Raw genomic sequence first — 11,030 nt, 5'->3', positions numbered from 1 at the left:
GCCAGAAGCGGTCTTCTTGAAGCGCTTAGCGGCGCCACGTACAGTTTTAATCTTTGGCATTTTTACAAATATCCACTTCGCATTGTTAATAAAATGAATCAGACAGGCGAATAAAAATCCGCACAACGCAAGCGCTGCGCGGCTTTATTACTTGAAGGCCTACTGTTTCTTCTTAGGAGCGAGCACCATGATCATCTGACGACCTTCGATCTTCGAAGGGAAGGATTCGACAATCGCCAGATCCATGTCTTCACACAGATCTTTACGGACGCGGTTAAGCACTTCCATACCGATCTGCTGGTGCGCCATCTCACGACCGCGGAAACGCAGCGTGATTTTGGCTTTATCGCCCTCTTCCAGAAAGCGAATCAGGTTGCGTAGTTTGACCTGATAGTCGCCATCATCGGTACCAGGACGGAATTTGATTTCCTTAACCTGGATAACTTTCTGCTTCTTCTTCTGTTCCTTAGAAGACTTGCTTTTTTCATAAAGGAACTTGCCGTAATCCATGATACGGCAAACCGGCGGTTCGGCGTTCGGGCTGATTTCAACTAAATCTACGCCGGCTTCTTCAGCTTTCTCAATGGCTTCACGCAGGGTGACAATGCCAAGTTGCTCGCCGTCTACGCCAGATAAGCGCACTTCGGTAGCTCGGATTTCGCCGTTGATACGGTTCGGACGTGTTGGTTGTACTCGTTTTCCGCCTTTAATAACCTGTTTCCTCTAATTGGTGAAGATGTCGGCTGCGAATCTCTTGTTGCAGCTTCTCAACAAACACATCTACGTCCATGCTCCCAAGGTCTTTACCACGGCGGGTGCGCACGGCAACTTTGCCTGCTTCCACCTCTTTGTCACCGCAAACCAGCATATAAGGGACGCGACGTAATGTGTGCTCGCGGATTTTAAAGCCTATCTTCTCGTTTCTCAAGTCCGCTTTGACACGAATACCTGCATTCTGCAGTTTCTTTGTCAATTCGCTGACGTATTCTGACTGACTGTCGGTGATATTCATCACCACAGCTTGCACTGGTGCCAGCCAACTCGGGAAGAATCCAGCGAACTCTTCGGTCAGGATGCCGATAAAGCGCTCCATTGAACCGAGAATTGCGCGGTGAATCATCACCGGTGTCTGACGATCGTTGTTTTCACCGACAAAAGTCGCGTCCAGACGTTTCGGCAGGGAGAAGTCTAGCTGAACGGTACCACACTGCCAGGCGCGGTCGAGGCAATCGTACAGGGTAAACTCAATTTTAGGGCCGTAGAAGGCGCCTTCTCCCGGCTGATATTCGAATGGAATGTCATTCTCTTTCAGCGCTTCTGCCAAATCCACTTCCGCACGATCCCACATTTCGTCGGTACCGATACGTTTTTCCGGACGGGTCGACAATTTCACCACGATTTTTTCAAAACCGAAGGTGCTGTACATGTCGTAGACCATGCGGATACAGCTGTTCACTTCATCACGTACCTGATCTTCGGTACAGAAGACGTGAGCATCATCCTGGGTAAAGCCGCGTACGCGCATCAGACCGTGCAAGGCACCTGATGGCTCGTTACGATGGCAGCTACCAAACTCCGCCATACGCAGCGGCAGGTCGCGGTAGGATTTCAGACCCTGATTAAAGATCTGAACGTGGCCTGGGCAGTTCATCGGCTTGATGCAATATTCACGGTTCTCTGAAGAGGTGGTGAACATTGCTTCTTTATAGTTCTCCCAGTGCCCGGTTTTTTCCCACAGCACGCGGTCCATCATGAACGGACCTTTCACTTCCTGGTAGTCGTACTCTTTCAGCTTGGTACGCACAAACACTTCCAGCTCGCGGAAGATGGTCCAGCCGTCATTGTGCCAGAACACCATGCCCGGAGCTTCTTCCTGCATGTGGTAGAGATCAAGCTGCTTACCGATCTTACGGTGATCGCGCTTCGCCGCTTCTTCCAGACGCTGCAAATAAGCAGCCAGCTGCTTTTTATCCGCCCAGGCCGTACCGTAAATACGCTGCAGCATTTTGTTGTCGCTGTTGCCGCGCCAGTAAGCCCCGGAGATTTTCTGCAGTTTGAAGTGATGGCAGAAACGCATATTCGGCACGTGCGGACCGCGGCACATGTCGATGTATTCTTCATGGTGATACAGGCCAGGACGATCGTCGTAGCTGATGTTCTCGTCAAGAATAGTGGTTTTGTAGCTTTCGCCACGCTCAGCAAACACGTCACGTGCTTCCTGCCAGCTCACCTTTTTCTTCACCACATCGTAGTTGCTTTCAGCCAACTGGTGCATACGCTTTTCCAGCAGCTCAAGATCTTCCTGGGTTAAGGTGTGTTCCAGGTCGACGTCATAGTAGAAACCATTATCAATCACCGGGCCGATAGCCATTTTGGTGTTTGGCCACAGCTGCTTGATCGCATGCCCTAACAGGTGTGCGCAAGAGTGACGAATGATTTCTAAACCAGCGTCGTCTTTAGCGGTAATAATCGCGACCTGAGCGTCCTCGGTGATCGGATCAACCGCATCAACCAACTCGCCATTCACGCGGCCCGCGATACAGGCTTTCGCCAAACCCGGTCCAATATCCAACGCAATATCCATCACGCTGACCGGACGGTCAAAGCTGCGCTGGCTGCCATCAGGAAGAGTAATTACTGGCATTTCATATCCTTAATTGCAGTGGTAAGCCACACGAAAGCCTACATGCAAAATGAGTTTTGTAGTGTGTAACCCGGCGTGATGTCAGACCCACGTTGTCGGAATGACGCCAGGAATGTAAAGCGGCGATGATAATAGCAGCTTTCGCCGCCGATCAAAACCCGTGCGGAAATTCGCTAAACCAAAGAGAAATAAAAAAAACCGCTGCGAGGCGCAGGCCTGGCAGCGGTGATTCACATCCGTCTCGCTTACATTGAGTATGAGAGCTGGATCGTGGTTTTGGTATCGGTACGATCCGGTGCAGATTCCGGCGGATTGTTGTTCCAGGTCACGTTGTAGCCCAGCTTCAGCGCGAAGTGAGCATTGATGGCCACCTGCAGTGCAGTCTCTGAGTTCAGCGTGGTGTCTTCACCGAAGCTGCTCAGCACAGAAACACCCTGGATAAATTTGGTGGTATCTGTCAGCTGCCATTGATAGCTCACTGCACCATAACCCAATGCTTTAGTTTCATGGCCGCCTTCATGGAAATCGTCGTAACGCACACCCGGACCGAATTCAGCACGCAGTGAGTGAACCGGACCGTTGAGGATCTGACGACCGTAACCGGCGGTCAGTACATCACGTGAGTCATAACCGTTGAAACGGTCGCTCAACCAGCTCGCCTGACCAAACAGGTAATCGGCGCTGTTGAGGTTATAACGGCTACGGCCACCGATGTTGTAGGTCTCAGATGAACGCTCATCGTTAGAGGAGTTGTTCGAAGCGTTACCCCACAGGCTCAGTGCGGTATTGGTTTGGTACCACGTCATATTGGTAGCCGCACTCAGCGAAGAACTGGTGGTGTTACCGGTTTGAGCCAGGTAACCCGCTGACGCACTGCCTTCAAACGGTTGTTTCGCCGTTGAAGGGTCATCCATGGAGGTGAAAACGGCGTTATCTGCAAATGCCTGGTGACAAAATGCTCCAGCAGAGAGCAATAAAACAGCGGACAGCTTGTTAAAGGCTTTCATTAAAAGTAACCCGTACGACAGTTTAAAAAACGAAGAGTCTGAAGCGTTTCTCCGGTCAATCAATGCAATTTACCGTAAGTTTTGTAAAAAATTATGTATCCGCAAAAAAAAGCCTGGAAAGCCGCTGGACCGCTCTTTTAATGGGACTTTTCCCATTTTCGCTGCGCATTATAGGGGGCAATTACTTAAATAGCAGCTCAAAAACCAGAAGAATTTTCTGAACTTTTTTGATAGAGCTTTACCCGCCATTTCTGCTGATAAATCGCCTAAAATTCGCTCTATCTTGCCCGCTGGTCTACGCTGAAATCTGTTCGATAACAATGAGGTGAATAATGAGTGACCATGATGTCAAACGTTACATTGTCACGTTAAAATATCAGGAAAATGGACTTGGCGACCTGCAGTCAGTGAATAGCGCCATGATCAATGGCGGATATAGCACCACCTTAAGTGATGATGAAGGTCATCCGCATGAGTTGGGCACCAATAGCTTTGGTATTGTCAGCGCGTTAGAGGAGCATGAAGTGGCGGAGCAGGCCGCGGGATACGCGCAAATCGCGCTCGGCCAAAAACCTGAAGTCACCGTCATCACGCTAGAGGCATTTTTGAAAGAACAACCCTGACGCAGTGCAAAAAACGGCATCGACGCCAGGTTTGCTCAGGTTTTGCGCGTTACAATCGAATTCACGCAGCGAACAAAGAGGATTACCCGATGTGGTCAGCCATTAGTCGTCTGTTAAGCGAGCACGCCGGTGAGGCTGAAATCACCGACCGTCAGGAACTTCCCGGTGGCGATGTCCATCCCGCCTGGCGTATCCGCTATGGCGAGTTAGATGTGTTCGTCAAATGTAACACCCGCGACATGCTCACCTTGTTTAGCTGGGAAGCCGATCAACTCGACCTGCTGGCGCGCACGCAAACCGTTCGCGTACCGAAGGTGTATGGCGTCGGTAACGATCGTGATACCAGCTTCCTGCTGCTGGAATATATTCCACCTCAACCTTTTACCGATCAGAGTGCCTTCCAACTCGGCCAGCAGTTAGCCCATCTGCACCAATGGAGCGAGCAGACGCAATTTGGTCTCGATTTCGATAACAACATCACCACTTCACCGCAGCCGAATAGTTGGTTACGTCGCTGGTCGGTATTCTTTGCTGAGCAGCGCATCGGCTGGCAGCTGCAACTGGCTGCGGAAAAAGGCGTGCACTATGGCGATACCGAGCTGATTGTCGATTGCGTGCAGCACACACTTGCCAACCACCATCCGCAACCCTCTTTATTACACGGCGATTTGTGGCCCGCCAACTGCGCTGGCAGCGCAACCGGTCCGTGGCTGTTCGATCCCGCCTGCTATTGGGGCGACCGCGAATGCGATCTGGCGATGCTGAGCTACTACGCCGATTTACCGCGCCAGATTTATGATGGCTATCACGCGGTTTGGCCACTGGAAGACGGATTTTCGCAGCGTCAGCCGGTTTATCAGCTCTATTACCTGCTCAATCGCGCCAATGTGTTCGGCGGCAACTGGACCGGCGAAGCGCAGTTCGCCATCGGCCAGTTGTTAGATGAAGACGTGTTGGGAGAACGTCAGGCCAGACCGGCCTAACGCGTTACAGCATGCCAAGCAGCTTCAGTACAAAGTAGCCAGCGATAGCGATAATGATCGGCAGGATGTAGAGCGGAAAAATCTGCAAGAAAATGGTGTGACGTGGCATATGGATTTTCTCTTCCAGCTGCGCTCGCGTACGCCCTTCACTGCCTTTAGCCTGTTCCATGATCAACTGATCTTCAATGCCCTCTTTAATATGGCGCGACTGACGCCACATCCGTGCACCCGAAGCCTGCAGCGCAATCCCAACAAAAATCAGGATGTAGATCAGCCAAAAGCCGATATTCGCGCCGCCATTAAACTCCGGCACCGGCGAGTTCTGCCAAAATACATCAAGGAACGGCGTATTGAACTTCACCATGTCGACCATAACATGGACAAAATCGAGCATCACGGCATCAATGCCTGGCTGCTTTTCACTGTGCTTAAACATAAAGCCCAGCAGCGAAATAAGGGTGGATAACAATGCTGGTATAAAAATCACCCAGCCAGCCACTCGCTTAAGGATGGCGATGCGGCCAGCCTGTTGGTAAGTCATGGTGTCTCCCTGAACCGATAATAGTTTTGCCTAAGTCTACCTGCACTACTGCAATTTTTCCTGAAAAATGCGTGGCCTGCCGCAAGTCGGCTTTCTCCGGTACTCGTGCTAAGGTAAGCCAAATTTCCAAGGGAGCAGTTGTATGTCATATCGTCGTCCTGTAGTGGCCGCCATCTTTGATATGGACGGATTGTTGATCGACTCAGAACCGCTGTGGGATCAGGCGGAATTGGATATCTTCGCCAGCCTTGGCGTTGATATCACCCGGCGTCACGAGTTGCCCGATACGCTGGGTCTGCGTATCGATCAAACTGTGCGCATGTGGTTTGAAGCGCTGCCGTGGAACGGCCCGGATCAGCAGGAAGTCACCCAACGCATCATCGCCCGCGCGTTGGCGCTGGTTGAAGAGACGCGTCCACTGCTGCCTGGCGTGGAGCAGGCGCTGCAGCTGTGCCAGCAGCAAGGTTTGAAAATCGGCCTCGCCTCCGCCTCGCCGCTGCATATGCTGGAGCGCGTGCTGGAGATGTTTGACCTGCGCAAATACTTTGATGTGCTGGCGTCTGCGGAAGCGCTGCCGTACAGCAAACCGCACCCGCAGGTCTATCTCGACGCTGCCGCCAAACTGGGCATCGATCCGCTTAACTGCGTGACGCTGGAAGATTCCTTCAACGGCATGATTGCCACCAAAGCCGCACGCATGCGCTCGATTGTGGTGCCAGCGGCCGATCATCGTGATGATGCGCGTTGGGCGTTAGCCAATGTGATTATTGATGATTTAACCCAGCTCAAACCCGAGCATCTGCACGGTTAACCGCAGCCCGCTTATCGCGGGCTTTTTTGTGCAATTTGATCGCACACGCAAATAAATAAAACATCGTTTCATTTTTATTGAATTCACATCCCATCCTCCTTAAGATGCCCAAAGACCCGCATCGGGACCACTTCCTTTGACTCTTAAGAGGCCTGAGATGGACATTCGTCAAAGCATTCATAGCGAACATGCCAAAACACTGGACACTGACGGCCTGCGCCGTGAGTTTCTGATCGACATGATTTTCGACGCCGACAATTACACCCTCACTTATAGCCATATCGATCGCATCATCATCGGCGGCGTAATGCCGGTACAGAAATCCGTGACCATCGGCCATGAAGTGGGTAAGCAACTGGGCGTCAGTTACTTCCTCGAACGCCGCGAACTCGGTGTAATCAACATTGGCGGGCCGGGATTCATTGACGTGGATGGCAAAACCTGGGAAATCGGTAATCAGGAAGCGTTGTATGTCGGACAAGGCGCGCAGAGCGTAATTTTCCGTAGTAGCGATGCCAATCATCCAGCGAAGTTTTACTACAACAGCGCGCCGGCACACACTCATTATCCGGACAAAAAAATCACCCTCGCCGAGGCAGTGAAAGCCACGTTAGGCGATGCCGCCACCTCGAATCGCCGCACCATCAATAAATTCATCGTGCCCGACGTGTTGCCAACCTGCCAGTTAACCATGGGATTAACCCGCCTCGATGACGGCAACCTGTGGAACACCATGCCGTGTCACACCCACGAACGCCGCATGGAAGTCTATTTCTACTTCGATATGGCCGACGACAGCGCCGTGTTCCACATGATGGGCCAGCCGCAGGAGACGCGTCATCTCTTAGTTCACAACGAGCAGGCGGTAATTTCACCGAGCTGGTCGATTCACGCGGGCGTGGGAACACAACGCTATACCTTTATCTGGGGCATGGTGGGCGAAAACCAGGTATTCGATGACATGGACCACGTCGCCATCAGCGCGCTGCGCTAACAAGGAGCGGATCATGATACTCAACGCATTTAATCTTGCAGGCAAAGTCGCACTGGTCACCGGCTGCAATACCGGTTTGGGACAAGGTATGGCGCTGGGTCTGGCGCAGGCAGGATGTGACATAATTGGTGTCAATCGCGCCGGGCCGGATGACACGCAGGCCAAAGTGGAGGCGTTAGGCCGCCGTTTTTGGTCGATTCAGGCCGATCTGACCAAACCGTCCGTTGTGCCGCACATTGTTGAACAGGTGGTGGCGGTGGCCGGTCGCATCGACATTCTGGTTAATAACGCCGGCATCATTCGCCGCGAGGATGCACTCAACTTCAGCGAACAGGATTGGGATGATGTAATGAACATCAACAGCAAAAGCCTGTTCTTCCTGTCGCAGCAGGTCGCACGTCAGTTTATCGCGCAAGGCAACGGTGGCAAGATCATCAATATCGCCTCGATGCTGTCGTTCCAGGGCGGCATTCGCGTGCCTTCTTATACCGCATCAAAAAGCGCGGTGATGGGGTTAACCCGTCTGATGGCCAACGAATGGGCCAAGCATGGCATCAACGTTAACGCCATTGCGCCAGGCTACATGGCCACCAATAACACTGAACAGCTGCGCAGCGATGAGTCTCGCAACGAAGAAATTCTGGGCCGCATTCCATCGGGTCGTTGGGGCGTCCCGGACGACATGATGGGCCCGATTGTGTTCCTCGCCTCTAGCGCCTCCGATTATGTGCAAGGTTATACACTGGCCGTGGATGGCGGATGGTTAGCGCGCTAAGCTAACCCGTTATTTTCCCGCGTCATTGTGACGCGGGAAAGTGAAAAATATTAACGCTTCGTTACAGCGTCACCATTCTCATTCACTGGATAAATCCCTATACTGGATGCATCGACAGTTTTATGCAGCCAGGTTTCATCATGACGGCCGAAGGCCATATCATTTTTGCCATTGCCAGCGCCATTTTTGCCAAGCGCGCGGAGCTGACGCCAGTCCTGGCCAGCGCCGATTGGTGGCATTTAGTGCCTGCTGCGCTGTTAACCTGCCTGCTGCCCGATATCGATCACCCTAAATCCGTGTTAGGCCAGCGATTAAAGTGGCTATCACATCCCATCGCCCGCGCCTTTGGTCATCGCGGTTTTACCCACAGTTTGCTGGCGGTAGCGGTGAGCTTGTGGCTATTTCAGCTCAATGTGCCCGCCGACTGGTTTCTGCCCGCCGATGTGCTGCAAGGTATGACGCTAGGCTATCTCAGCCATATTGTCGCCGATATGCTAACGCCCGCTGGCGTGCCTTTACTGTGGCCTTGCCGCTGGCGCTTCCGTTTGCCCATCCTGAATAGCCAGAAAGGGAACCAGCTGGAGAGAGCACTTTGTCTGGCGCTGGTCGGTTATGCGTTATGGTTCCCGCCCGGCATGCCCTCTTTTGGTGCCAACGGCTGGCCGGAACAACTGTTCAATACGCTACAAAATGGCGTCGGTCGGTTGGTTAATGGTCAAAACGGTCAATAACCAGTCGAATCAAGCGATAAAGTTATAAAACATTCTTTTTGGGTATAAGCCCGCCCCACGCTGAACTGATAACATTCTAAATATTCCCTAACGGGGACTTACTGTTTTACGTGCCATCCCAGGGCGATGGCGCGTCACACTCTGGAGTTGAGCATGGATTTTCCCCTCATTATTAATATCGTGGCGTGTGTCGCGCTGCTGATTCTGCTGAATCGCATTGGCAACCAAAGCTGGAGCCTGTCAAAGCGCGTGCTGACCGGTTTGGTTCTCGGTGTGGCATTTGGTCTGGCGCTGCAAACCATCTATGGCGAAAACAGCCCAACGGTGAAAGCGTCGATTGGCTGGTTCAACATCGTCGGTAACGGCTACGTGCAACTGTTGCAGATGATTGTGATGCCGCTGGTTTTCGCTTCGATCCTGAGTGCGGTCGCGCGTCTGCACAATGCCTCATCGCTGGGTAAAATCAGCGTGCTGACCATTGGCGTGCTGCTGTTTACCACCGCCATCTCCGCGCTGGTCGGTGTGCTGGTGACCGGCCTGTTTGGCCTGAGCGCTGAAGGTTTGGTGCAGGGTGCGCAGGAAACCGCGCGTCTGACCGCGATTCAGAGCAACTACGTAGGCAAAGTGGCTGATCTCAGCACGCCGCAGCTGCTGCTCTCCTTCATTCCGAAAAACCCGTTTGCCGATCTGGCTGGCGCCAATCCAACCTCGATCATCAGCGTAGTGATTTTCGCCGCCTTCCTCGGTGTAGCGGCGCTGCAACTGCTGAAAGATGACAAGGTAAAAGGCGAGCGCGTACTGGTGGCGATCGATACCCTGCAATCCTGGGTGATGAAGCTGGTGCGTTTGATCATGAAGCTGACGCCGTACGGCGTACTGGCGCTGATGACCAAAGTGGTGGCCGGTTCCAACCTGCAAGACATCATCAAGCTGGGTGGCTTCGTGGTGGCCTCTTATCTCGGTCTGGCAATCATGTTTGCCGTGCACGCGCTGCTGCTGTCGATTAACGGCATCAACCCAATGCGCTTCTTCCGTAAAGTGTGGCCGGTGATCACCTTTGCCTTCACCAGCCGCTCCAGCGCCGCCAGTATTCCCCTGAACGTGGAAACGCAGACGCGTCGCCTTGGCGTGCCGGAATCGATCGCCAGCTTCTCGGCGTCGTTCGGTGCCACCATCGGTCAGAACGGTTGTGCGGGTCTCTATCCGACCATGCTGGCAGTGATGGTTGCGCCAACCGTGGGTATTAACCCGTTTGACCCAATGTGGATTGCGACGCTGGTGGGTATCGTAACGCTGAGTTCTGCCGGTGTGGCCGGCGTCGGCGGCGGTGCTACCTTCGCCGCACTGATTGTGCTGCCTGCGATGGGCTTGCCGGTGACGTTGGTCGCGCTGCTGATCTCCATCGAGCCGCTGATCGATATGGGCCGTACCGCGCTCAACGTCAATGGTTCAATGACCGCCGGTTCACTCACCAGCCGCTGGCTCGGATTGACCGACAAAAAAGTGCTGGAGAGCGACGAGCACGCCGAACTGGCACACCGCTAAATGTGATGCGTTCCAACAACGGCAGACCGCAAGGTCTGCCGTTTTTTTATGTCCTTTCCTCCCTAATTCCTCCCAATCATGGCGCTAGCGTCAGGAAAACGTTAAGCATGGTAAACAGAGGAAAAATCAGCCGCTTTTCGCTTGAGTTTTCGCTCAGGAAGGCCAATTCTGCTGTCAGTCACAGCAGGAGAATCACCGATGAAAACAGTTATCGCCTCGGTGCTGGCGTTAACCTTATTAACACCAGCAATCAGTTTTGCCCATCCCGGCGGTTGGGGCCCCGGTCCTGGCCCGCATTGGGGTGGCGGTCCACATTGGGGCGGTCCCGGCCCGCTGCATTTCTTACCGGAAGCGGCAACCGCAGTGTTGCTGGGCG

The 11,030-nt window shown here is 53.1% G+C and carries 11 protein-coding genes; 7 read left to right on the top strand and 4 right to left on the bottom strand.

All coding sequences use genetic code 11. From position 1 onward, the window contains the following. Positions 1–159: 159 nt before the first annotated feature. The 3 genes from infC to RTM06_RS14035 form a co-directional block, all read right to left on the bottom strand. On the bottom strand, positions 160–711 hold the full coding sequence (gene infC / locus RTM06_RS14045; protein WP_036647992.1) for a translation initiation factor IF-3: 552 nt from the start codon (positions 709–711) through the stop codon (positions 160–162). Then, a complete protein-coding gene (thrS, locus tag RTM06_RS14040) occupies positions 707–2,644 on the bottom strand; it encodes a threonine--tRNA ligase (protein ID WP_312182913.1) in 1,938 nt (645 codons plus the stop codon). Before thrS ends, infC begins: the two co-directional genes overlap by 5 nt. Before the next feature lie 245 nt (positions 2,645–2,889). Next, a complete protein-coding gene (locus RTM06_RS14035) occupies positions 2,890–3,651 on the bottom strand; it encodes a YdiY family protein (protein ID WP_256696313.1) in 762 nt (253 codons plus the stop codon). Between the two features lie 332 nt (positions 3,652–3,983). On the opposite strand from RTM06_RS14035, the gene ghoS reads away from it, so the two are divergent. Together ghoS and RTM06_RS14025 are read left to right on the top strand one after the other, a co-directional pair. After that, positions 3,984–4,274 (top strand): type V toxin-antitoxin system endoribonuclease antitoxin GhoS, encoded by a 291-nt coding sequence (gene ghoS, locus RTM06_RS14030; protein WP_312182910.1) that lies wholly within the window; start codon positions 3,984–3,986, stop codon positions 4,272–4,274. 89 nt (positions 4,275–4,363) lie between these two features. Next, positions 4,364–5,257, top strand: a complete 894-nt coding sequence (locus tag RTM06_RS14025; RefSeq protein WP_265296944.1) for a fructosamine kinase family protein — start codon at positions 4,364–4,366, stop codon at positions 5,255–5,257. A 4-nt stretch (positions 5,258–5,261) separates the two neighbouring features. Here the strand turns inward: RTM06_RS14025 and RTM06_RS14020 are convergent, their stop codons facing one another. Then, positions 5,262–5,798 carry a YniB family protein gene (locus RTM06_RS14020; RefSeq protein ID WP_256696310.1) on the bottom strand — a complete coding sequence of 179 codons (537 nt, stop codon included), beginning with the start codon at positions 5,796–5,798 and terminating at the stop codon, positions 5,262–5,264. Between the two features lie 142 nt (positions 5,799–5,940). On the opposite strand from RTM06_RS14020, the gene hxpB reads away from it, so the two are divergent. The 5 genes from hxpB (at position 5,941) to RTM06_RS13995 (ending at position 10,654) form a co-directional block, all read left to right on the top strand. Then, positions 5,941–6,609 carry a hexitol phosphatase HxpB gene (hxpB, locus tag RTM06_RS14015; protein WP_312182906.1) on the top strand — a complete coding sequence of 223 codons (669 nt, stop codon included), beginning with the start codon at positions 5,941–5,943 and terminating at the stop codon, positions 6,607–6,609. A gap of 157 nt (positions 6,610–6,766) precedes the next feature. Next, entirely contained in the window at positions 6,767–7,603 is an 837-nt protein-coding gene (gene kduI / locus RTM06_RS14010) for a 5-dehydro-4-deoxy-D-glucuronate isomerase (RefSeq protein ID WP_312182904.1), read from the top strand. Between the two features lie 13 nt (positions 7,604–7,616). Further along, on the top strand, positions 7,617–8,378 hold the full coding sequence (gene kduD, locus RTM06_RS14005) for a 2-dehydro-3-deoxy-D-gluconate 5-dehydrogenase KduD (protein ID WP_312182902.1): 762 nt from the start codon (positions 7,617–7,619) through the stop codon (positions 8,376–8,378). A 140-nt stretch (positions 8,379–8,518) separates the two neighbouring features. Next, the gene (locus RTM06_RS14000) at positions 8,519–9,109 is read left to right on the top strand and encodes a metal-dependent hydrolase (protein ID WP_265296951.1); all 591 of its coding nucleotides are present in this window, start codon (positions 8,519–8,521) and stop codon (positions 9,107–9,109) included. A gap of 153 nt (positions 9,110–9,262) precedes the next feature. Continuing rightward, positions 9,263–10,654, top strand: a complete 1,392-nt coding sequence (locus RTM06_RS13995; protein WP_312182900.1) for an L-cystine transporter — start codon at positions 9,263–9,265, stop codon at positions 10,652–10,654. Positions 10,655–11,030: the final 376 nt, after the last annotated feature.

Origin of the sequence: Pantoea sp. CTOTU46764 (genome assembly GCF_031974595.1) — a bacterium.
Taxonomy (GTDB): domain Bacteria; phylum Pseudomonadota; class Gammaproteobacteria; order Enterobacterales; family Enterobacteriaceae; genus Pantoea; species Pantoea trifolii.
The sequence above is the reverse complement of the archived record's forward strand: the minus strand, read 5'-3'. Positions and strand labels throughout refer to the sequence as shown.

Excerpts from the sequence above, each read along its gene's own strand:
- thrS (WP_312182913.1), bottom strand. The coding sequence starts at position 2,644 with ATGCCAGTAATTACTCTTCCTGATGGCAGCCAGCGCAGCTTTGACCGT.
- RTM06_RS14035 (WP_256696313.1), bottom strand. The coding sequence starts at position 3,651 with ATGAAAGCCTTTAACAAGCTGTCCGCTGTTTTATTGCTCTCTGCTGGA.
- ghoS (WP_312182910.1), top strand. The coding sequence starts at position 3,984 with ATGAGTGACCATGATGTCAAACGTTACATTGTCACGTTAAAATATCAG.
- RTM06_RS14025 (WP_265296944.1), top strand. The coding sequence starts at position 4,364 with ATGTGGTCAGCCATTAGTCGTCTGTTAAGCGAGCACGCCGGTGAGGCT.
- RTM06_RS14020 (WP_256696310.1), bottom strand. The coding sequence starts at position 5,798 with ATGACTTACCAACAGGCTGGCCGCATCGCCATCCTTAAGCGAGTGGCT.
- hxpB (WP_312182906.1), top strand. The coding sequence starts at position 5,941 with ATGTCATATCGTCGTCCTGTAGTGGCCGCCATCTTTGATATGGACGGA.
- kduI (WP_312182904.1), top strand. The coding sequence starts at position 6,767 with ATGGACATTCGTCAAAGCATTCATAGCGAACATGCCAAAACACTGGAC.
- kduD (WP_312182902.1), top strand. The coding sequence starts at position 7,617 with ATGATACTCAACGCATTTAATCTTGCAGGCAAAGTCGCACTGGTCACC.
- RTM06_RS14000 (WP_265296951.1), top strand. The coding sequence starts at position 8,519 with ATGACGGCCGAAGGCCATATCATTTTTGCCATTGCCAGCGCCATTTTT.
- RTM06_RS13995 (WP_312182900.1), top strand. The coding sequence starts at position 9,263 with ATGGATTTTCCCCTCATTATTAATATCGTGGCGTGTGTCGCGCTGCTG.